This window comes from Sphingopyxis sp. LC363 (genome assembly GCF_000756385.1).
Taxonomy (GTDB): Bacteria; Pseudomonadota; Alphaproteobacteria; order Sphingomonadales; family Sphingomonadaceae; genus Sphingopyxis.
In genome coordinates, this window is sequence record NZ_JNFC01000001.1 from 82,480 (window position 1) to 104,416 (window position 21,937).

General features: G+C 66.6%; 21 protein-coding genes. 14 read left to right on the forward strand and 7 right to left on the reverse strand.

Translation table 11 applies throughout. The annotated features are described in order from the left end of the window. Window positions 1-112: 112 nt before the first annotated feature. A complete protein-coding gene (locus FG95_RS21280) occupies window positions 113-889 on the reverse strand; it encodes a cold-shock protein (protein WP_037553179.1) in 777 nt (258 codons plus the stop codon). 263 nt (window positions 890-1,152) lie between these two features. Between FG95_RS21280 and FG95_RS00360 the strand changes: the two genes are divergently transcribed. The 12 genes from FG95_RS00360 to FG95_RS00410 all read left to right on the forward strand — a co-directional run bounded on the left by FG95_RS00360 (window position 1,153) and on the right by FG95_RS00410 (window position 14,469). Then, the gene (locus FG95_RS00360) at window positions 1,153-1,770 is read left to right on the forward strand and encodes a ribonuclease D (RefSeq protein WP_037553181.1); all 618 of its coding nucleotides are present in this window, start codon (window positions 1,153-1,155) and stop codon (window positions 1,768-1,770) included. Between the two features lie 20 nt (window positions 1,771-1,790). Then, window positions 1,791-2,429: an LPS export ABC transporter periplasmic protein LptC gene (gene lptC / locus FG95_RS00365; RefSeq protein ID WP_037553183.1), complete on the forward strand. Its 639-nt coding sequence runs from the start codon at window positions 1,791-1,793 to the stop codon at window positions 2,427-2,429. Next, complete coding sequence (locus FG95_RS00370; protein WP_081932942.1) at window positions 2,426-3,004, forward strand: LptA/OstA family protein; 579 nt, start codon at window positions 2,426-2,428, stop codon at window positions 3,002-3,004. The genes lptC and FG95_RS00370 overlap by 4 nt, the downstream gene beginning before the upstream one ends. Before the next feature lie 106 nt (window positions 3,005-3,110). Next, window positions 3,111-3,260: a hypothetical protein gene (locus FG95_RS20680; protein ID WP_161786521.1), complete on the forward strand. Its 150-nt coding sequence runs from the start codon at window positions 3,111-3,113 to the stop codon at window positions 3,258-3,260. 46 nt (window positions 3,261-3,306) lie between these two features. Continuing rightward, complete coding sequence (locus FG95_RS00375; protein WP_037553185.1) at window positions 3,307-5,127, forward strand: ABCB family ABC transporter ATP-binding protein/permease; 1,821 nt, start codon at window positions 3,307-3,309, stop codon at window positions 5,125-5,127. A gap of 112 nt (window positions 5,128-5,239) precedes the next feature. Beyond that, on the forward strand, window positions 5,240-7,282 hold the full coding sequence (locus FG95_RS00380; protein WP_235211409.1) for a putative bifunctional diguanylate cyclase/phosphodiesterase: 2,043 nt from the start codon (window positions 5,240-5,242) through the stop codon (window positions 7,280-7,282). 70 nt (window positions 7,283-7,352) lie between these two features. Further along, on the forward strand, window positions 7,353-8,996 hold the full coding sequence (ybaL, locus tag FG95_RS00385; protein WP_037553186.1) for a YbaL family putative K(+) efflux transporter: 1,644 nt from the start codon (window positions 7,353-7,355) through the stop codon (window positions 8,994-8,996). A gap of 79 nt (window positions 8,997-9,075) precedes the next feature. Further along, on the forward strand, window positions 9,076-10,851 hold the full coding sequence (gene recQ / locus FG95_RS00390) for a DNA helicase RecQ (protein WP_037553188.1): 1,776 nt from the start codon (window positions 9,076-9,078) through the stop codon (window positions 10,849-10,851). A gap of 65 nt (window positions 10,852-10,916) precedes the next feature. Next, complete coding sequence (locus FG95_RS00395; protein WP_037553189.1) at window positions 10,917-11,351, forward strand: TIGR01244 family sulfur transferase; 435 nt, start codon at window positions 10,917-10,919, stop codon at window positions 11,349-11,351. Then, on the forward strand, window positions 11,348-11,752 hold the full coding sequence (locus FG95_RS00400; RefSeq protein WP_037553190.1) for a hypothetical protein: 405 nt from the start codon (window positions 11,348-11,350) through the stop codon (window positions 11,750-11,752). The genes FG95_RS00395 and FG95_RS00400 overlap by 4 nt, the downstream gene beginning before the upstream one ends. After that, complete coding sequence (locus FG95_RS00405; RefSeq protein ID WP_037553191.1) at window positions 11,745-12,659, forward strand: sterol desaturase family protein; 915 nt, start codon at window positions 11,745-11,747, stop codon at window positions 12,657-12,659. Before FG95_RS00400 ends, FG95_RS00405 begins: the two co-directional genes overlap by 8 nt. 223 nt (window positions 12,660-12,882) lie before the next feature. Beyond that, complete coding sequence (locus tag FG95_RS00410) at window positions 12,883-14,469, forward strand: GMC family oxidoreductase (RefSeq protein WP_037553192.1); 1,587 nt, start codon at window positions 12,883-12,885, stop codon at window positions 14,467-14,469. Window positions 14,470-14,472: 3 nt separating this feature from the next. Here FG95_RS00410 and FG95_RS19710 read toward each other — a convergent pair whose 3' ends face one another. Continuing rightward, complete coding sequence (locus FG95_RS19710) at window positions 14,473-15,027, reverse strand: winged helix-turn-helix transcriptional regulator (protein WP_052181945.1); 555 nt, start codon at window positions 15,025-15,027, stop codon at window positions 14,473-14,475. Between the two features lie 61 nt (window positions 15,028-15,088). On the opposite strand from FG95_RS19710, the gene FG95_RS00420 reads away from it, so the two are divergent. Further along, entirely contained in the window at window positions 15,089-15,463 is a 375-nt protein-coding gene (locus FG95_RS00420) for a VOC family protein (protein WP_037553193.1), read from the forward strand. Then, the gene (locus tag FG95_RS00425) at window positions 15,460-15,939 is read left to right on the forward strand and encodes a hypothetical protein (RefSeq protein WP_037553195.1); all 480 of its coding nucleotides are present in this window, start codon (window positions 15,460-15,462) and stop codon (window positions 15,937-15,939) included. Before FG95_RS00420 ends, FG95_RS00425 begins: the two co-directional genes overlap by 4 nt. A gap of 233 nt (window positions 15,940-16,172) precedes the next feature. On the opposite strand, the gene FG95_RS00430 is transcribed toward FG95_RS00425, so the two are convergent. The 5 genes from FG95_RS00430 to FG95_RS00450 form a co-directional block, all read right to left on the reverse strand. Continuing rightward, window positions 16,173-18,563: a TonB-dependent receptor gene (locus FG95_RS00430; protein WP_037553197.1), complete on the reverse strand. Its 2,391-nt coding sequence runs from the start codon at window positions 18,561-18,563 to the stop codon at window positions 16,173-16,175. Between the two features lie 354 nt (window positions 18,564-18,917). After that, the gene (locus FG95_RS00435) at window positions 18,918-20,291 is read right to left on the reverse strand and encodes an ammonium transporter (protein ID WP_037553199.1); all 1,374 of its coding nucleotides are present in this window, start codon (window positions 20,289-20,291) and stop codon (window positions 18,918-18,920) included. 17 nt (window positions 20,292-20,308) lie between these two features. Beyond that, window positions 20,309-20,647 carry a P-II family nitrogen regulator gene (locus FG95_RS00440; RefSeq protein WP_003043080.1) on the reverse strand — a complete coding sequence of 113 codons (339 nt, stop codon included), beginning with the start codon at window positions 20,645-20,647 and terminating at the stop codon, window positions 20,309-20,311. 195 nt (window positions 20,648-20,842) lie between these two features. Continuing rightward, window positions 20,843-21,547 (reverse strand): endonuclease/exonuclease/phosphatase family protein, encoded by a 705-nt coding sequence (locus FG95_RS00445; protein WP_037553200.1) that lies wholly within the window; start codon window positions 21,545-21,547, stop codon window positions 20,843-20,845. 15 nt (window positions 21,548-21,562) lie between these two features. Further along, on the reverse strand, window positions 21,563-21,793 hold the full coding sequence (locus tag FG95_RS00450; RefSeq protein WP_037553201.1) for a putative signal transducing protein: 231 nt from the start codon (window positions 21,791-21,793) through the stop codon (window positions 21,563-21,565). Window positions 21,794-21,937 lie beyond the last annotated feature (144 nt).

The window sequence follows — 21,937 nt, forward strand, 5'->3', positions numbered from 1 at the left end:
GATGGGGAGGATCTGTACGTCCGCTTCCGGTCGCCACCGGTCGTTCGCAAACCGGCGTTCCAAACAAAAAGGGCGGCTCGCGGGCCGCCCTTTCGTTTGCCTGTCCGGCCGATCAGTCCTGATGCGGCTGGATGTTCACCGCCGCGAACTTGCCGCGGTCGTCGACTTCGATGTCGAAAGCCACGCGGTCGCCCTCGTCGAGGCCGGTCATGCCGGCGCGCTGCACCGCGCTGATGTGGACGAAGGCGTCGGCCTGTCCGTCGTCGCGCGCGATAAAGCCGAAGCCCTTCGTCGTATTGAAGAATTTGACCGTGCCCGAGGTGCGTTCACCGGTCAGCTGACGCCGGCCGCGGGCGCCGCCCGGACGGTCGCCGTCGCGCTGGCGCGGGGCGAATTCCTCGATCGGCAGGGGCTCGCCCTCGATCTTGAGGTCGATCGCCGACACCTTGCCGTTGCGTTCGACGAGCGTGAAGCCGAGCGGCTGGCCCGACGCGAGGCCCTGGAGGCCCGCCTGTTCGACCGCGCTGATGTGAACGAACACATCTTCGCCGCCATCGTCGCGGGCGACGAAGCCGAAGCCCTTCGATGCGTTGAAGAACTTCACCGTGCCCTGGCCCTCGCCGACGACCTGCGCCGGCATACCGCCGCCGCGTCCGCCGCCGAAACCGCCGCCGCCGCGATCGCCGCCACCGAAGCCGCCGCGGTCGCCACCGCCGAAGCCACCGCGATCGCCGCCGCCAAAGCCGCCGCGATCACGATCGCCGAAGCCGCCACGACCGCCGCCGTAGCTGTCGCCGCCGTAGGGAGCCGGTTCGAAGCTGTCGAAATTGCCGAAATCATCGCGCTTGCCGCGTCCCCGATGGCCACGGCGATCCTTGTTGAAACTCATTGCTTAGTAGTCGCTTTCGGTCGTCCACACCCCATTCAACCGGCTCCTTGCGCCGGACGGGGACGCAGTTCACCACGGGCACGGACTCGCCCCATGCCACCAAGAGCGCAAGATATAGCCTAATTATCCACAGGCTGCGAACAGAAAATTTCAGAAAGGCGGCGGGGAATATCGCCCGCTTTGCCGCGGGCTTCGGCGGTCCGGGGCCGGGCCCCGAAACCAGCCATTGAGCGGCAGGGCCGCTTGGCCTAAGGCGGGCGTCTATGACAGTCTATTTCCACGAAGAAGATCTGCCCGAGGGCGTGCTGCGTCCGGGGCCGGTCGCGATCGACACCGAGACCATGGGTCTGAACCCGCTGCGCGACAGGCTCTGCCTCGTCCAGATCAGCGACGGGACGGGCGACGAGCATCTGGTGCGCTTCGGTCCCGGTAGCGCCTATGATGCGCCGGTTCTGAAAGCGATTCTGACCGATCCTTCGCGGCTGAAACTCTTTCATTTCGCGCGCTTCGACATCGCCGCACTGCAGCAGGCGCTCGGCGTGGTGACCGCGCCCGTCTATTGCACCAAGATCGCCTCGAAGCTGGTGCGCACCTATACCGACCGGCACGGGCTCAAGGAACTGGTGCGCGAGCTGCTCGGCCAGGAGGTGTCGAAGCAGCAGCAGTCGAGCGACTGGGGCGCGGCCGAGCTCAGCGACGCGCAGCGCGACTATGCGGCGAGCGATGTGCGTTTCCTGCATGCGATGAAGGACATTCTCGACGCGCGGCTGGCGCGCGAGGGGCGCATGGCGCTTGCGCAGGCCTGTTTCAATTTCCTGCCGACGCGCGCCGCGCTCGACCTTGCGGGCTGGCCCGAGGTCGATATTTTCGCGCATAGCTGAAGGTCCGGGAGGTTTCGCCCATGTCCGAACGCGCCGATCTCGATCGCACGATGCGCCAGATGTGGGCGGCGAGCGGGTCGAGCCACGACCGGGTGGTGCGCATCCTGCGCTTCGGGCTGCCGCTCGTCATCGGCGTCGTCGCGGCGGTGCTCGTCTTCTCGCCCTTCACCCAGCGCGCCGAGATCAGCTTTCTGCTCGCCAAGGACAAGGTCGATATGGCGAGCGAGCGGATGAAGGTGACGCGCGCCGAATATCGCGGGCAGGATGCTAAGGGACAGCCCTTCGCGCTGCTCGCGGGCAGCGCGGTGCAGAAAAGCTCGGCCGAACCGATCGTGCGGATGACCGACCTGTCGGGGGCGATCAAGCTCGCCGACGGCCCCGCGACGATCGTCGCGAAGAACGGCGCCTATAATATGGAGACCGAAAAGGTCGCGGTCCCGGGAACGGTGCAGGTCAAGAGCGCGAACGGCTATAGCATCGACGCGAGCAATGTCGCGGTCGACCTCAACACGCGCACGCTCTCGGGCGAGGGCGGCGTCGACGGCACATTGAACATCGGCCGCTTTTCGGCCAATCGGCTGTCGGCCGACCTCGACAAGCGGATTGTGCGGCTCGAGGGCAATGCGCGGCTCAGGATCAATCAGGGAGTGCTCAAATGAACCGGCTTTGGACCCTGAAGAGCATGGCGATTGCGGGCGCGAGCTTCGCCCTGACCAGCTTGGCAATGCTGTCCAGCGGCGGCGGCGGCGACGCGGCGCGGGCGCAGGCACTCGCCAATCACAACAGCAACGCGCCGGTCGATTTCGCGGCGGGCAGCATCGAGGTGCAGGACCGCGCCGACCGCGTCGTGCTCGCGGGCAATGTCCGCGTGATGCAGGCGGGGCTGACGGTCACCGCGCCGCGGATGACCGTCGCCTATACGCGCGCGGGCGGCACCGACGTCAACCGGCTCGACGCGACGGGCGGGGTGACGGTGGTGAAGGGCGACGAAATGGCGAAGGGCAATGTCGCCATCTACGACCTCGACCGGCGCCTGATCACGATGGTCGGCAATGTCGAACTGCGCCAGCGCGGCAACAATCTGCGCGGCGGACGGCTCGTCATCGACTTGAGCAGCGGGCGCGCGACGGTCGACGGGCGCGGCGCGGCGCGCGGACCCGACGGCAATCCGGTAGAGGGCGGCACCGGCGGGCGCGTCACCGGCACCTTCACGGTACCGGAAAGAAAGCAGTAACCACGCCGCTTTACCGGGCCGCAACCATGCGGTTTCACCATGGCTGCAGGGACCAGGTCATAGCGGTGCCGGGGGGCAACGCCGCGCATAGTTGAAAGCAGCCCCCATGCGCTTTGCTCCCATCGTCCCGCCCCGGCGTCCGCTGTTCGGTCGCCGCCACGAACCGCCCACCGCGATCGTCCCGACCCCCTCCTCCGAGGAACGGCGGCTGATCGACCGGATCATCCGCCACGCGGGACGGCGCGAGTCGCGCTAGACGAGGGAGTTGGCGCGGCGGCGTTGTGCCCCTACATGGGGCGTCCATGCCCCCCGATACCGCAACATCCGCCGACGCCAGCCGCGAACCGCCCGTCCTTGCGACGCTGCGGCGCTTTCTCCCCTATCTGTGGCCCGCGGGGCAGGCCGAGGCGAAGCTGCGCATCGTCCTTGCGGGACTCATCGTGCTTGCGTCGAAAGGCGTGCAGCTGTCGATGGGTTTCCTCTACGGCGCCGCGATCGACCGCATGGCGCCGGGAATGGAGGAGGGCGTGGCGCTCGCGATCGGACTGGTGCTCGCCTATGCCGGCGCGCGTTTTGCCGGGGTGCTGTTCGACAATCTGCGCAACGTCGTGTTCGAGCGCGTCGGGCAGGATGCGACGCGCGAACTCGCGATCGCGACGTTCAGCCATCTCCACGCGCTGAGCCTGCGCTTCCACCTCGCACGGCGTACGGGCGAGGTCACCAAGGTGATCGAGCGCGGCACCAAGAGCATCGACACGATGCTCTATTTCCTACTCTTCAACATCGCGCCGACGGTGATCGAACTCGCCGCGGTGCTGATCATCTTCTGGACCAAATTCAGCTTTGGCCTCGCGAGCGCGACCGCGCTGATGGTCGTCGTCTATATCATTTTCACGCGCAAGGTGACCGACTGGCGCAACGCGCTCAGGACGCGGATGAACGACCTCGACACGCTGACGATCGGGCGGAGCGTCGACAGCCTGCTCAATTACGAAACGGTCAAATATTTCGGCGCCGAAGAACGCGAGGAAGCGCGCTACCGCGACGTCGCCGACCAATATGCGCGCGCCGCGGTCAAGAGCGAGAACAGCCTCGCCTGGCTTAACATCGGGCAGAGCCTGATCACCAACGCCGCGCTCGCGGGGGCGATGGCCTATACCGTCTGGGGCTGGTCGACCGGCGAGTATAAGGTCGGCGACGTGGTGCTGGTGAACACGCTGCTTGCGCAGCTCTTCCGACCGCTCGACATGCTCGGCATGGTCTATCGCGTGATCCGGCAGGGGCTGATCGACATGGAGGCGATGTTCCGCCTGATCGACACCCCGCCCGAGATCGCCGATGCGCCGGACGCGTGGCCGCTCGTCGTGAACGGCGGCGCGGTGGCGTTCGAGAATGTCGTCTTCGGGTACGAGCCCGACCGCACGATCCTGAACGGCGTCAGCTTCGCGGTCGGCGCGGGCGAGACGCTGGCGATCGTCGGGCCGTCGGGCGCGGGCAAGTCGACGATCGCGCGGCTGCTCTTCCGTTTCTATGATCCGCAGGGCGGGCGGATCATGATCGACGATCAGGATATATCGCAGGTGACGCAAAAGAGCCTGCGCGCCGAGATCGGCATCGTCCCGCAGGACACGGTGCTGTTCAACGATTCGATCGGTTACAACATCGCCTATGGCCGCGAAGGCGCGAACGCCGACGAAATCGCAGCGGCGGCCGAGGGCGCGGCGATCGACAGCTTCATCGCGTTGCTGCCGCAGGGTTACGACACCGAGGTCGGCGAGCGCGGGCTCAAGCTGTCGGGCGGCGAGAAGCAGCGCGTCGCGATCGCGCGAACTTTGCTCAAGAATCCGCCGCTGCTGATCCTCGACGAAGCGACGAGCGCGCTCGACAGCCGCACCGAGGCGGCGATCCAGTCGACGCTCGACCGCATCGCGGCGCGGCGCACGACGCTGGTGATCGCGCACCGCCTGTCGACGGTGACGAACGCCGACCGCATCATCGTGCTCGAGAAAGGCCGCGTCGCCGAGACGGGGACGCACGACCAGCTGCTGGGCATGCGCGGCCTCTACGCCGACATGTGGGCGCGGCAGCAGGCCGAACGCGACGAGGGCACGGTCGACGCCTGATCGCGGCGTTCGCTAAATTTTAACGCCGGTTTACATTTCTGTAAGTGATTCCCACCCATTGAGCTTCTTTGGCTCTGTCCGCCTGACGGACGTTCGAGGGGAAGGTGGGCGCTTGATCAGGCTGGCGATGTGTATCGCGATCGACCACGATCCGTGGCTCGTCGCGCTGGCGGTCGCGATTTGCGGCGTCGGCGCCTTTGCGATCGTCCAGATGTTCGAGCGCGCGCGCGATGGGTCGCGGTCGCAGGGGATCGCCTGGGCCTTCCTTGTCGCCGTCGCCGCGAGCGCGACGATCTGGTGCACGCATTTCGTCGCGATGCTGGCGTTCGAGGCGAAAGCGCCGGTGACGCTCGATCCGGTGCTGACGATCGCCTCGCTGATGGTCGCGATGGTCGGCAGCTTCATCGGCTTCGCGGTCGCGGCGTGGGGCAAGGACGAGGTTTTCGGCGCGATCGGCGGAGCACTGTTCGGCGCCGCGATCGCCGCTATGCACTTCACGGGCATGACCGCGTACCGGGTCGACGGGATCGTGACTTGGGACGGCCAGTATATCGCGGCAGCGGTGATCTGCGGCATGGGTTTCGCCGCCGCGGCGCTGACCGTGTTGCGCACGAGCCGCGCGGTGCGATACCGCGTGCCGCTCGCGACTTTGCTCATCGTGCTGGCGATCGCGTCGCTTCATTTTCTCGCGATGACCGCGATGCGGATCACCCCGATGGCGCTCGACGAGACGCCGCTGCGTCCGGCCGAGTTCAGCGCGCTGGCGCTCGCGACGGTGCTCGTCGGCGGGATGGTGATCGCGGCGGGCGTCTTCGCCGCGATGCTCGACCGCCAGACGCGGTCGGAGGCGCTGCGCGAGATGACGCGCATGGCGATGAACGACGCGCTGACGGGCCTGCCCAATCGCGTCGCCTTTCGCGGCGAACTGGCGCGGCAGATCGGCGCGGCGATGGTGAGCGGCGAGCGGGTCGGGCTCTGCGCGATCGATCTCGACCGTTTCAAGGAAATCAACGACGTCCACGGCCACAAGGCGGGCGACGAGGTGCTTGCGCGGATTGCGCAGCGGATGCGCGATACGCTGGGGCATAATGAGTTCGTCGCGCGGCTGGGCGGCGACGAGTTCGTCGCGCTGACACGCTTTACCGAGCGCGCGCAGCTGACGGCCTTCGCCGCGCGGCTCGATGCCGAACTCAAGGCGCCGCTGGTCTTTCCCGATTTCGAGGCGCGGCTCGGCGCGAGCATCGGCGTGGCGGTCTTTCCCGACGATGCGGCGACCGCCGAGATGCTGGCGAACAATGCCGACCTCGCGATGTACCGCGCCAAGGCCGACGCCGCGACCACCCCGTGCCATTATGACTGGCAGCTCGACGAGGCGATCCGCGACCAGCGCGAGCTGGCCGCCGACCTGCGCAGCGCGATCGATCGCGGCGAACTCGACGTCCATTATCAGGTCCAGACCTCGGTCACGACGGGCGAAATTACCGGATATGAAGCCTTGCTGCGCTGGACGCATCCGGTGCGCGGCGCGATCCCGCCGGCGGTCTTCATCCCGCTCGCCGAGGCGAACGGTTTCATCCTCGCGCTCGGCGAATGGGTGATGCGGCGCGCCTGCACCGACGCGGCCGCCTGGCCGCACGCGTCGAAGGTCGCGGTCAATGTCTCGCCGCTGCAGCTCGCGCACGTCGACCTGCCGCGCCTGTTCCACCAGATATTGCTCGACACCGGCCTGCCGCCGCGGCGGCTGGAGATCGAGCTCACCGAAACCGCGATCATCGCCGACCGCGAACGCGCGCTGCACGTGCTGCGTCAGATCAAGGCGCTCGGCGTCGGGGTCGCGCTCGACGATTTCGGAACCGGCTATTCGTCGCTCGAAACGCTGCGCGCTTTTCCCTTCGACAAGATCAAACTCGACCGCTTCTTCCTCGCCGAGCTTGCCGGCAACGTCCAGTCGACCGCGATCCTGCGCGCGGTGCTCGCGCTCGGCAAGAGCCTGTCGATCCCGATCCTTGCCGAGGGCATCGAGACCTCCGAACAGCTCGACGTGCTGCGCCGCGAGGGCTGCGACGAGGCGCAGGGTTTCCTGATCGGCCGGCCGGGGCGCGGCGTTGCGCAGGGCGACGATCGCGGCGGCGACGACCGGGTGTTCGCCGCCTGACGGCTCGATCGCAACGAAAATAGCCGGCTTGGGTTGACCCTGCGCGCGCCGCGCCTTTACGCAGGGTCTCATGCCGCATGATACCACGCTGATCGGAACCATCGTCGCGGGTCTCGGCGTCGCCTTTCTGATGGGCGCGCTCGCGCACCGGCTCAAAATATCGCCGATCGCGGGCTATCTGCTCGCGGGCATCCTCGTCGGCCCCTTTACACCGGGCTTCGTCGCCGACACCGGGCTTGCGATGCAGCTCGCCGAGATCGGCGTCATCCTCCTCATGTTCGGGGTGGGCCTCCACTTTTCGTTCAAGGACCTGCTTTCGGTCCGCAAGATCGCGGTGCCGGGGGCGACCCTGCAGATCGCGGTCGCGACCGCGCTCGGCACGATGCTCGGCCTCTGGCTGGGCTGGTCGATCGCGGGGAGCGCGGTGTTCGGGCTGGCGCTGTCGGTCGCATCGACCGTCGTGCTGCTCCGCGCATTGCAGGCACGCGACATGGTCGAGACCGAGAAGGGGCGCATCGCGGTCGGCTGGCTGATCGTTGAGGACCTCGTCATGGTGCTCGCGCTCGTGCTGCTGCCCGCGATGTTCGGCGACCGCGGCGACGAAGGAGTGAGTGCGGGGCTGCTCCAGTCGGCGGGTATCGTGCTGGTCAAGGTCGTCGGTTTTGCCGCATTCATGTTCCTGATCGCGCGGCGGGTGCTGCCGTGGGTGCTCCACTGGGTCGCGCATTCGGGGTCGCGCGAGCTGTTCCGGCTCGCGGTGCTGGCGATCGCGCTGGGGGTCGCATTCGGCGCGGCGGTGATGTTCGACGTATCCTTTGCGCTCGGCGCCTTCTTCGCGGGCATGATCCTCGGCGAGACGCAATTGTCGCGGCGCGCCGCCGAAGAGACGCTGCCGCTGCGCGATGCGTTCGCGGTGCTGTTCTTCGTGTCGGTGGGCATGCTCTTCGACCCCAAGGTAATCGTCGAGCAGCCGCTGCCGGTGATCGCTACAGTCGCGATCATCGTCATCGGCAAGTCGGTCGCGGCCTATGCGCTCGTCCGTGCCTTCGGCCATAAATCGCAGACCGCGCTGACGATTTCGGTGAGCCTCGCGCAGATCGGCGAATTCTCGTTCATTCTTGCGGGGCTCGGCGTCGGGCTCGGGGTATTGCCTGAGACGGGGCGCGACCTGATCCTTGCGGGTTCGATGCTGTCGATTCTGTTCAATCCCATCCTTTTCACGCTGGCGGTGAAGCGCATCCGCGCCGACGAACCGATCGAGGAACCGTCGGGAGACATTGTCGAGGAAGCGCCCGAACCGTGCAACGCCGGGGTCGTACTGATCGGTTATGGCCGCGTCGGCAGCCATATCGGCAGCATGATCTGCGGCCGCGGCGAAGGGCTGACGGTGATCGAGGACCAGAAGGACATGGCGGCCGCGGCGCGTGAGGCGGGCGCAACGGTGATCGTCGGCGACGCCACCAAGGAGAGCATTTTGCGCCAGGCCGGGCTCGACGAGGCGTCGACGCTGCTGATCGCGATTCCCGAGGGGGTCGAGGCGGGGGCGATCGTGCGCCGCGCGCGTGCGATCAACCCGAAGCTGGTGATCGTCGCGCGCGCGCATTCGGACGAGGAAGTGAGCGACCTGGTCCGTCGCGGCGCGGACCATGTCGTGATGGCCGAACGCGAGACGGCGTCGCGGATGGCCGAACGGGCGATGCTGACACGGGCTTAGTCCCGACGTTGATTTGTTGTCCGTCTGGATGAGTCCGGGGCTTCCCTCTCCTCCTCATCCGCCCTATCGCCCTCGCACAATGTCCGCCGACGCTCTTCTCCCGCTGCTCAAAACGACCTTCGGTTTCGACCATTTTCGCGGCCGTCAGGGCGATGTGGTCGCGCGGGTGATGGCGGGCGAGCGCACGCTTGCGGTGATGCCGACCGGCGCGGGCAAGTCGCTGACTTATCAGCTGCCGGCGGTCGCGCTCGATGGCTGCGTCGTCGTCGTGTCGCCGCTGATCGCGCTGATGCACGACCAGCTGCGCGGTGCGCGCGCGGCGGGAATTCGCGCCGCGAGCCTGACGAGCGTCGATGCCGATTTCGCCGACACGCGGCAGGCGTATCGCGACGGCGAACTCGACCTCCTCTATATCGCGCCCGAGCGCGCCACCGGCGAAGGCTTCCGCTCGTTGATGGAAGCGCGCACGCCCGCGCTGTTCGCGATCGACGAGGCGCATTGCGTTTCGGAATGGGGGCATGATTTCCGCCCCGATTACCGGTTGCTCCGCCCGTTGCTCGACGCTTTCCCGTCGGTGCCGCGGCTTGCGCTGACGGCGACGGCCGACAAGCACACGCGCGAAGATATCCTCCTCCAGCTCGGCATCCCGGCCGAAGGGCTGGTGCTCGCGGGCTTCGATCGCCCGAACATTCGCTATCGGGTGACGCCGCGCGTGACTCCCGCAAAGCAGCTCACCGATTTCATCGCCGCCAATCCCGGGCCAGGGATCGTCTATTGTCCGACGCGCGACGGGACCGAACGCATGGCGCAAAAGCTCGCCGCCGCGACCGGACGCAGCGTCGCCGCTTATCACGCCGGGCTCGACGCCGAGCGCCGCGCGCGGGTGCAGCACGACTTCGTTGCGTCGGAGGATGGCATCGTCACCGCGACGGTCGCCTTCGGCATGGGGATCGACAAGCCCGACGTGCGCTTCGTCGCGCATGCCGGGCTGCCGAAGTCGATCGAGAGCTATTATCAGGAAACGGGACGCGCGGGGCGCGACGGCGACCCCGCCGAGGCGCTGATGCTATGGGGCGCCGAGGATTTCGCGCGCGCGCGGATGCGGCTCGGCGAATTGCCCGAGGCGCGCATCGCAAGCGAACGGGCGCGGCTCAACGCGCTCGCGGCGCTGGTCGAGACCGTCGAGTGCCGCCGCGCGCTGTTGCTGCGCCATTTCGGCGAGTCGCCGCCCGAACGCTGCGGCAATTGCGACCCCTGCCTCGAACCGCCGCGCCAGCTCGACGCGACGGTGCTGGCGCAGAAACTGCTTTCGGCGGTCTATCGCACCGGGCAGAGCTTTGGCGCCGGGCATGTCGAGGCGGTGCTGACGGGGCGGAACGACGAGCGCATTGCCCAGCGGGGGCACGACAAGCTCTCGGTCTTCGGTATCGTCGCGGGCGAGGAGGCGCGGCTGATCAAGCCGCTCGTGCGCACGCTCGTCGCGCGCGAGGCGCTCGAGACGACCGAGCATGGCGGGCTGATGTTCGGTCCCGCCGGGCGCGCGATGATGAAGGGCGAAACGCCGGTGTTGATCGCCGAGCCGCCGGTGAAACGGACGCAAAGGGCTTCGCGGGCGGATCGGGCCGCCGCGAACCCGGTCGGCGATCCCTTGTTCGACGCGCTTCGCGCGATGCGGCGCGAACTGGCGGCCGAAGCCGGGGTGCCGCCCTATGTGATCTTCCACGACGCGGTGCTGCGCGCGATGGCGAGCGAACGGCCCGCGACGCGGAGCGCGCTCGCCGACATTCCCGGCGTCGGCGGCAAGAAGCTCGACGCGTGGGGCGACGCGTTTCTGAACGTCATCCGCCAATATTGATTGCAGCTTCACGCCCACCACCTTCATGCTTGTCAGCAAGTGGGCGGCGGGAGTAGATCGGCGGCATGAGCGATTTTCGTCCCCTGTCCGCCCAGTTCAGCGTCGCGCCGCAGATCGGCATCGAGGATGTCGCCGAGGCCAAGGCGCAAGGCTTTGCGCTGGTGATCAACAACCGTCCCGACGGCGAGGAGCCGGCGGCGCCGCAGGGCGAGCATATCTCTACCGCCTGCGCCGCCGAGGGGCTGGCCTATGCCGCGATCCCGATCGGCCATGCGGGGTTCAGCCATGCGCAGATCGACGCGCTCGACAAATTGCTGGCGAGCGCGACCGGACCCATCCTCGCCTATTGCCGGTCGGGAACGCGCTCGACGCATCTCTGGGCGCTGACGCGCGCGCGCGCCGGCGACGATGTCGGCGGCATCGTCGATGCGGCGGCAAAGGCGGGCTACGATCTTTCGGGGCTGCGGCCGATGCTGGACGCGCTGTCGGGGGAAAAATGACCGCGGTGCTTGTCCAGACGGGCGCGTCGCTCGTCGCGGTGCTGTTCATCGCCTGGCTGGTCGGCAGGATGGGGCTCGGCGCCGATCCGCGGATTGCGGACGAAGCCCACGCGATCCGGCTCGCCGAAGAGGCCGAAGCGGGGTTTCGCGGGATCGAAGTCGCGCGCGACCGCGCGGGCTTTGCCGCGATCGTCCGCAATGCCGAGGGGCGGATGATGCTGATACGCGCGCATGGCAATCATTTCGCGGCGCGGCCGGTCGATGCGAGCGTTATCGGACGGCTCGACAAGGATTTCCTGACTTTGACGATGCCGGAGCGAACATTCGGCGCGGTGACGCTGCAACTGGGGAAGGACGCGGGGATGTGGGCATCGCGTATGCGGGAGTTCGGCCGTGCCTGAGCTGCCCGATCCCGTCGTCTACGCGGTGCCGGGTTTCATCCTGCTGCTGATCGTCGAAATGATCGTGTCGCTGCGTCGCGACAAGAGCCGTTACGAGGCGCGTGACACGCTGACCTCGCTGATGCTCGGCACGGTGAGCCAGGTCGCCGGAGCGCTCGTCGGCGCGGCGGTGATCGGCATGGCGGTGTGGGTCTATCAATTCCGTCTGTTCGACATCGGGATCGAGTTCAGCACTTGGTGGTGGGCGTGGATCCTCTGCTTCTTTCTCGACGATCTCGCCTATTATGCCTTTCACCGCAGCGCGCACCGCGTGCGCTGGTTCTGGGCGAGCCATGTCATCCATCATTCGAGCCAGCATTATAATCTGTCGACCGCGCTCCGGCAGACGTGGACCGGCTTCTTCAGCCTTGGTTTCATCTTCCGCCTGCCGCTGTTCCTGATCGGCTTTCCACCCGCGATGGTCTTTTTCTGCGCGGGGCTGAACCTGATCTACCAGTTCTGGATTCATACCGAGGCGATCGGGCGGATGCCGCGCTGGTTCGAAGCGGTGATGAACACCCCGTCGCACCACCGCGTCCATCACGGCGTCAATCCGCGCTATCTCGACGCCAATTATGCGGGCGTCTTCATCATCTGGGACAAGATGTTCGGCAGCTTCGTCGCCGAACGCGACGACGAGCCGGTGCGTTACGGCATCGTCAAGCAGCTCGGCAGCTTCAACATATTGTGGGCCGCGGTGCATGAATGGGTCGGGATCGCGAAGGACGTGTGGGCCGCGCCGTGGAAGCACAAGCTGTCCTATATGTGGCGCGAGCCCGGCTGGAGCCACGACGGCAGCCGCGCGACGAGCGCGATGATCAAGCAGCGCTGGGCAGCGGGGCGGTCGGTCGAGGAGCCGGCGGAGTAGGCGCCGAAAAGGGGCACGCGGAGACGCGGAGGGATTACCAACTCCGTTCGTGCTGAGCTTGTCGAAGCACAGTTTTTCGCCTTGGCGTCGTAAGAAGGAAGAACGGCCCTTCGACAAGCTCAGGGCGAACGAAGAAGGAAACCCCTTCTTCCTTGCTTCGCCACCTAATGACATTCATGTAAGTCGCAGTGGACCACCGACCGGGTGGCGAGGGGAGCGGCTTATGGATCAGTTCGACATCATCGTCATCGGCGGGGGCAGCGCGGGGAGCGCGGCGGCGGGGCGGCTCGCCGAGGATGGCAAGCGCGCCGTCTGTCTGGTCGAGGCGGGCGGGCGCAACGACAATATGCTGATCAAGACGCCGGGCTTCATGCCCTTCATCCGGAACAGCTCGAATTATAAATATGAAACGGTGCCGCAAAAGGGGCTGAACGGGCGCACCGGATACCAGCCGCGCGGGCGCGGGCTCGGCGGCTCGAGCGCGATCAACGCGATGGTCTATATCCGCGGCCACGCCTTCGATTACGACCAGTGGGAATCGCTGGGAGCGACCGGCTGGAGCTATGCCGACGTGCTGCCCTGGTTCAAACGCGCCGAGCATAATGAGCGCGGAGCCGACGATTTCCACGGCAGCGGCGGGCCGCTCAATGTCATGGACCAGCGCTGGCCCAATGTGACGAGCCGGCGCTTCGTCGAGAGCGCGGCGGCGCTGCAACTGCCGCGCACGGCCGATTTCAACGGTGCGAGCCAGGAGGGGTTTGGCCTCTATCAGGTGACGCAGAAAGCGGGCGAACGCTGGTCGGCGGCGCGCGCCTATGTCGAACCCTTGCGCGAACATGGCAATTTCGCGGTGCGCACCGGCGCGCTCGTCGAGCGGATATTGATCGAGAACGGGCGTGCGACGGGCGTCGAAATCCGGCGCGGATCGAAACGCGAGACGCTCCGCGCGCGCGGCGGGGTCGTTCTGTCGGCGGGCGCCTTCAACAGCCCACAGATATTGATGCTGTCGGGGATCGGGCCGGGCGCGCATCTTAAGGACAAGGGGATCGCGGTCGCGCTCGACCGCGCCGGAGTCGGCGCGAACCTGCAGGACCATATCGACTATGTGTCGAGCTGGGAAACGCGCTCGGCCGACCCGTTCGGCGACAGCGCGAGCGGCACTTGGCGGATGCTGAAAGCGATCTTCGAGCATCGCCGCCAGCGCACGGGCATCATGACGACATGCTTTGCCGAGGCGGGCGGCTTCTGGAAATCGCGGCCCGATCTGCCCGCGCCCGACATCCAATATCATTTCGTCCCCGCGATGCTGGAGGATCATGGCCGCACCAAGGTGAAGGGCCACGGTTTTTCGTGCCACGCCTGCGTGCTCCGGCCCGAGAGCCGCGGGTCGGTGACGCTGGCGTCGGGCGATGCCGCCGCGGCGCCGGTGATCGATCCGGGCTTCCTGACCGATGCGCGCGACATGGCGACGCTGCGCGCCGGGGTGCGGATGATGCACCGGATCGCCGCCGCGCCGCCGCTGTCGGATTATGCGGGGGTCGACCGTCACCCGGTCGATCTCGACGACGATGCGGCGCTCGACGCGCTGATCCGCGCGCGCGCCGATACCGTCTATCACCCGGTCGGAACGTGCCGGATGGGCAATGACGTCGACGCGGTGGTCGATCCGGCGCTGAAGCTCAAAGGCGTCGAGGGCCTGTGGGTCGCCGACGCGAGCGTGATGCCGCGGCTGGTCAGCGGCAACACCAACGCGCCGAGCATCATGATCGGCGAACGCGCGGCCGACTTCGTGAAGGCGGCGCTGGCCTGAGCGCTAAGAGCAAGCGGCCGCCAACAATCGGCCGCTGCCCGTCAAGTCATACCGACTCGCGGGCGGGCGCATATCGATCACCTCGCGCGTCACCAGCCCATGGCGCCCAAGCGCGGCCAGCCCCTGCGACAGCGCCCGCGGTGTCGCGGGGGCGAGCAGGCGCGACAGCGCGTTGAAGCGGTCGTGCCCCACGCCGATGCCGACGACGAGCGGCAGCCCCCAGCGCGTCGCGGCGCCAGGGGGCAGGCCGAGCGCGCCATGGGCTTCGGCGATCGTCGCGGCGCGCGCGGCGGCCGCCTGACCGCTGTCGGTCAATATATATTCGGGGCGAAGCGGGTGGCCGTGACCGGGGTTGCGCCGCACCCAGCCGATCGCCTGCGCCGCCTCCAGCGTCCGCGTCAGGCTGTCGCGCGACAGTCCGAGCCGGTGGACGAGCTCGACGAAGCGCGCGCCTTTGCGGGCCGCGAGATCGGCGAGCAAGGGCACCAGCCAGCGGTGGCTGCCGAGCTGGACCAGCAACGGATCGGGCGGCGGCGGATCGGACTTGCTTGACGGCATTTGCAAGTAACTATACAAACCAGACCATCGATGCAAGGATGTTGGCAGAGGGAGCAAAGGCATGGCACTCGAATATGGATCCGAGCTTACCTGCTCGATGGGGGTGAAGGACATGACCGCGTCGATTGGATGGTACGGGCGGGTGATGCGCTGCGAACTGCTCTACCGCGCCGACGAGATCGGCTGGTGCGAAATGAGAACCCCCATGGCGGGGGTCAATATCGGGCTGAGCGAGGTCGAGAGCGTCGTGCAGGGCGGCGGCGCGACCAATGTGTTCGAGGTCGCCGACATCGTCGAAGCCAAGGCCCATCTCGATGCCGAGGGCGTGCGGCAGGACGGCGATATCCAGCATATTCCGGGGCTGGTGAAATTGCTCACCTTTTACGATCCCGACGGCAACGCCTTCATGTTCTCGCAGTCCGATATGGTGTCATGACGGCACTCGGCTGGGCCGCCGCGGCGCTTCTCGCGTCCGCGCCGCCCGCCGCCGAGCCACCGTCGCTGACCGCCTGGCACGGAAGCTTGGTCGGTGAGGGCGAGGCGTTCGGCAAGCCCGCGACCGCGACGCTCGAGATCGCGCCGGGCGAGGGCGGCGCGACGATGCTTTCCTATCGGCTGAGCATCGAGCGAACCCCGCCCGTCGCCTACTCGGCAGAGGCGACCTATGCCGTCGATGCGAAGGGGCGCGTCGGCGGGAAATGGACCGACAGCACGGGGCGCACGCGCGCGGTTGCGGGCGGGGTGAATGCGGCGAAATGGTGGACGCATTGGGGCAGCGCCGATGTCGAGATCGGCCGATCGACCTATGTCCTCGACGAGAGTGGGCGGCTCCTCGTCAGCGATTCGGTCCTGCAGGAAGATGGCGGCTGGCGCGTCTTCGCTGTGCTGCGCTATACGCGCAAAAACCCCTGAAAGCCGCCACTTTTCAGGCGGGCGCATGTTGTGCACAAAAAAAGAGGGCCGGGACTTGCGTCCCGGCCCAGCCTTTCAGGCTCTCCCCTCCTGAAACTGTTGACCCAATGAATGCCACATTAATGTCATGTTGGAAAGGCTAAAATTGCGGCAATGCTGCACAAAATTTGTGCAGCATTTCAGTTGAGAAAGGGGCCGGCACGCGCCGGCGATCCGGCCCCTTTCGCGGCCGCTTAAAAGCCCTTTCGCACCGTGACGCCGAAGGTGCGCGGCTGGTTCGTCGCAAAGCCCAGCCGCGCGCGTCCGCCGCGCTCGCGGTCGAAGGCGAGCAGGGCGTTTTCGTCGAACAGATTGTTCACATAGACCGAGATTTCGAGTTCGTCGGGAAACTCGATTCCCGCGCCGATATTGACCAGCTGATAATCGGGCAGCTTGAGGTCGAGCGTCGTCGCCGATCCGATCGCTGCGCCGCCGAAGGTGAAGCCGTGGACGAAGGTCCGCGGGTTGTTCTCCTGATCTCCCGGCTGCGTATAGCGGCTGCCGACATGCTGGAAGGAGGCGGTGACGAAGGCGTTGCTGTTCCCCGATGCGTCGATCGGGAAGCTGTAGGTCGCGTTCGCCGCCATCTGGAACTTCGGCACCGAGGGCAGGCGGTTGCCGTCGCGGATCCCCTCGATCACCGTTCCGTCGGGGCGCGTCAGCGTCGAATCGAATTCGGCCTCGACATAGCTGCCCGACAGTCCGAGATCGAAGCCGGTGAAGGGGCTCGCCGACAGCTCGAATTCAAGCCCCATCGTATGCGCGTCGGCGTTGAAGACGATGCGCGACGAGCAGCTGCCGGCATCGGCGGTGACCTGCAGATTGTTGATCTTGGTATAGAAGCCCGCGGCGTTGAAGGTGATGCCGCCGAACTGCGCCTTCACCCCGCCTTCATAGTTCCACAGCGTTTCGTCGTCGTAGCGCGGCCGGCCGCCGAAGGTCTCGGCATCGGGGCCGCCCGGATTGCCGCCGTCGCAGAGCGGCAGATTGAGCGGATCGTTGACGCCGCCGAGGCGGAAGCCCTTCGACGCCTGCGCGTTGAGCGTGACGCCGTCGGCGACGTCGTAGCTCAAGAGCAGGCGCGGCGAAAAACCGGTCGACGAGGTCTTGTCGCGGTCATTGTCGCCGTTCGTGAACAGCCCGCCCGATACGAAGCGCCGCGTTTCGTCGAAGGCGTAATAGCGGCCGCCGACCGTCGCGGTCAGCCGTTCGGTGAAGTCATAGCTGACCTCGCCGAAGATCGCGATTTGCGACAGGTCATAGGGGATGTCGGCATTGTAGGGCGAATCGGGGCCGAAGCCATTCGCCACCGCCGCCGAAGTTCCAGCGCCGAGGGTCGCGTCGGTGAAGGCGTCATAACCGGGCGTCGGCAGGCGCTGGGCATAGTCGCGTTTGACGTTCGCATAATAGCCGCCGACGAGCCATTGGAAGGGGCCCTCGCCTGCCGAGTTCACGCGAAGTTCCTGCGTGAACTGCTTGACCCCCGTCGTGTCGACGAGGTTCGACGGGAGCAGGATGCCCGCGTCGGGGAAGCCGAGATCGGCCGACACGCTGCCGGTGAGCGCGCTCGCGTCGCGGCTGACGAGGATGTCGCGATCGGTATAGCTCGTGACCGAGGTCAGGCCGATCGTGTCGCCGCCATAGTTCATCGTGAGGTCGAAGAGCTTGACCTCGTCCTCGAAGGCTTCGTCGAGCAGCAGATATTGCTGGCGTTCCTCGAAGGTCACCTGCGGGCGCGTCGTCGTGAACTGGTTGGCATAGAGATTATAGACCTCCTGCCGGTTGAAACCGTCGGTGGTCACCTTTTGATAGAGGAAACGCGGGGTGATCGAGAGATTCTCGGCCGGTTCCCAGCGGAGCGACACGCGGCCGCCATAGCGTTCGCCGCTGTTGACGTCCTCGCTCTCGCCGCCGCCTTCGCGCAGCGCATCGATGAAGCCGCCGTAGCGCGTGTAATAGCCGACCGCGCGCATCGCGAGATTCTCGCTTAGCGGCAGGTTGATCGCGCCTTTCAAATGCCCGCCGAAATCGTCGCCATCGACGAGATTCACATTGCCTTCGACCTTGCCCTCGACGCGGTCGGTGGTCGGCTGGTTGGTGATGTAGCGGAGCGTGCCGCCGACCGAACCCGAGCCGAAAAGCGTGCCCTGCGGCCCGCGCAGCGTTTCGACGCGGTTCAAATCGAACAGGTCGAGGTCGGGGGTGAAGAGCGACAGCGAGACGACCGATTCGTCGAGATAGACGCCGACCTGTTCCTTGACGCCCGGCTGGTCGCGCGCGATCTGGCCCGCCGAAACGCCGCGCACCGATACCTGGCTCTGCCCGGGCCCGAGATTCTGGACGGTCAGCCCCGCGACGTTGCGCGACAGATCCTCGATCGTGCTCGCATTGGCGCGCTCGATCGCCTGTTCGGTCTGGGCGTTGATCGAAAAGGGAACGTCCTGAAGGCTGGCGTCGCGCTTGGTGGCCGTGACGATGATCTCGTTGCCGTCATAGCTGTCCGACGGCGCGTCCTGCGCCGCTGCCGGGGCGCTTGCGAGCGCAAGGCACGACAAGCCTGCGAGCAAAGATGCTCGTGCATTCATGATAATCCTCCTCCTGGTGGCCAATCTGACGCTGGTCCGGGCGGGAGGGTGCGCTTCTTGCGGGTGAGAGGCAATGGGGGACGATTCGCGCGCAATAAAATTACCCGGACCTGTTGCGTCGCGGCCACAGTATAAAAATGGCCGGGGACGTCGGTCGCGGGCCCGTGGCCCTTTCGGCCACAATCAAAAAAAGAGGCCGGGACGGCGGTCCCGGGCCCGTGGCCCTTTCGGCCACAATCAAAAAAAAGGCCGGGACGTCGGTCCCGGCCAGTGGTTCGCAGGAGGAACCTGGTGAGGATCCCGCCGCCGCCGATTGAAAGGAGAGAGACGTGCGGCGACGGGTATCCTGTCTCGTCAATAATTATAGGCGCGCTCGCCGTGCTCGCCGAGGTCGAGGCCTTCGCGTTCGACCTCTTCCGACACGCGCCCGCCGGTGACCAGCTTCGCGACATAGAAGGCGATGGCCGAGCCGGCGCCGGACCAGAGGATCGCGACGAGCACCGACTTGATCTGGATCCAGAGCTGCGCGCCGAGGACATAGTCATCGCCGGCGGGACCGCCGAGCGCGGCGAGCATCGTCACCGCGGTGCCGACCGAGCCGATGATGCCGCCGAGGCCGTGGATACCGAACACGTCAAGCGAGTCGTCGAAGCCGAGCTTGGGCTTGATCTTCATGACGAACCAGCAGCAGACGATGCCGGCGATCGCGCCGAGCAGGATCGCGCCGAACGGACCCGAATTGCCCGCGGCCGGGGTGACGGCGACGAGGCCGGCGATCGCACCCGAACAGGCGCCGAGCAGCGAGCCCTTGTGGCCGAGCGCGCGTTCGGTGAGCATCCAGAAGAGGACGCCGGCGGCGGTGGCGGTGAAGGTGTTGATCAGCGCGAGGCCGGCCGAACCATTGGCTTCGAGCGCCGAGCCGGCGTTGAAGCCGAACCAGCCCACCCAGAGGAGGCCGGTGCCGATCAGCGTCATGGTCAGCGAGTGCGGCGCCATGATGTCCTTCTGGTAGCCGCTGCGCTTGCCGATGATGAAGCCGCCGACGAGCGCTGCGACGCCCGCGTTGATGTGGACGACGGTGCCGCCTGCGAAGTCGAGCGCGCCCCAGCCGAAGATCAGGCCGGTCGAGGCATCGTCACCGCCGAGATACCAGACCATGTGCGCGATCGGGTAATAGACGATGGTCAGCCAGACGATCGCGAAGACCATCACCGCCGAGAATTTCATGCGCTCGACGAGCCCGCCGAGGACGAGCGCGACGGTGATCGCCGAGAAGGTCATCTGGAAGGCGATGAAGACGAATTCGGGGATCACGACGCCATCGGTGAAGGTCGCGACGGTCGAATCCGCGGTGACGCCGGCGAGGAACATCTTTCCGGCCGAGATGAACTGGTTGGCGTCGCCGCCGAAGGCGAGGCTGTAGCCGTACATGACCCAGAGGATCATCGCGAGCGCCGCGACGGCGAGCACCTGCGTCAGCACCGAGGCCATATTTTTGGTGCGGACGAGCCCGCCGTAGAACAGCGCGAGGCCCGGGACGATCATCGCCATGACGAGCACGGTCGAGATCATCATCCACGCGGTGTCGCCCTTGTCGGGCGTCGGTACGGCTTCGGCGGCGGCGGGCGCCGCTTCGGCGACGGCTTCCTGTGCCCAGGCGGGCAGCGCGGCGAACAGCGAAAGGCCCGCGGCCCCGGCGCCCGCCGCAATCTTGTTTGCGAACTTCATTGCTTCCCCCTTTATCATTACAGAGCCGCCTCGCCGGTTTCGCCCGTGCGGATGCGCACGGCCTGACCGACGTCGAGGACGAAAATCTTGCCGTCGCCGATCGAACCGGTACCGGCGCTTTGCTGCAGCGTTTCGACGACCCGCGGCGCGAGCGCGTCGTCGCAGACGAGCTCGATCTTCACCTTCGGCACCATGTTGGTGGCATATTCGGCACCGCGGTAGATTTCGGTCTGCCCCTTTTGCCGGCCGAAGCCTTTGACCTCGGTCACGGTCATGCCGGCGATGCCGAGTCCGGTGAGCGCCTCGCGCACCTCGTCGAGCTTGAATGGTTTGATGATGGCCAGGATCAGCTTCATGACGCCCCCTTTTGCTAATGGCACCATGTTGCACTGCAACGGGCGTGCCAAATTGCGCCCGAGGTTCGAAAGTTAACATTTTGTGACGGTTTTGGAGTCACCGACGCACCGGATCGTGCGTTCGGTGGGCAGGCGAGGCAGGCTGCTGCCTAAATTTTAGGCAGCGTTGTTCCCCTCCCGCAAGCTGGAGGGGGTTTAAGTGTCGGCGGCGGCCTTGAACCGCGCCCAGATGGGCAAATGATCCGACGCCCTCGCCGCGAGCGCGCTGCGATGGACGCCCGCCTCGACCGCTTCGAGGTCGGGGGTAGCGAAAATCCGGTCGAGCTTGGCGACGGGGCGGCGGCTGTGGAAGCTGTGGCCGGTGTCGACGAGGCGGTGTTGCGCGCCGAAATCGGCAAGGCAGCCGCCGGTCGCGCGCCATTCGTTGCAATCGCCCATCAGGATCGTCGGCAAGGGCTCGCCCTCGGCGACATGGTTCAGGATCGCGCGCGCCTGCTGGCGGCGGCGCAGCCCCGAAATATCGAGGTGCATGCCGACGACGCGGAGCCGCGTATCGCCGATGCGCACCGTCGCGGCGACGGCGCCGCGCGGTTCGAGCGTCGGCAGGTGGAGCGCGTGACTTTCCTCGACCTCGGCACCCTTGCGCACGAGCAGCGCATTGCCGTGCCAGCCGATCGCATAGGGACGCCCGCTCAAGAGATCGACGGGGACATAATCGCTATGATCCGCGAACATGTGCGGCGGGATCGCGCTCGCGCGGGTGCCGAAACGCCGGTCGGCCTCCTGCAGCGCAACGATGTCGGCATCGAGTTCGCCGAGCACCGACAGCACGCGGCCTGGATCGCGGCGGCGATCGAGCCCGATGCCCTTGCGCATATTGTAGCTGGCGACCTTGATCATCTGCTTTTCAAGCGCTCAGGCCGCGGTTCCGTTCCCGCCGCCCTCGAACTCGGTCATCAACGCGCGCGCCTCGTCCAGATCCTCGTCGAGCACCATCACCCGCACCGGAATGAGCAGCCCGACGCTCTCGGCGATATTCATGCCCGCGTCGAAACAGACCGCGTGGACACCCGCGCTTTCGAGCCGGCCGCGCAGCAATTCGGCCTCGGCGCCGTTGGGAAGCCGCACCAGCTCGACGAGCGGCATTAGGACGTAAATCCGTAGATTGCGCGGTCGAGGCGCCGAAATGGCGAAGATATCGGCTTCGCGCGGCTGCCGCAGAGGGTGGTTCCATCTGCAAGGCCGCGCGGGGGCGAGATCGAAGCCATTTCGACGTCCCCCACAACAAGC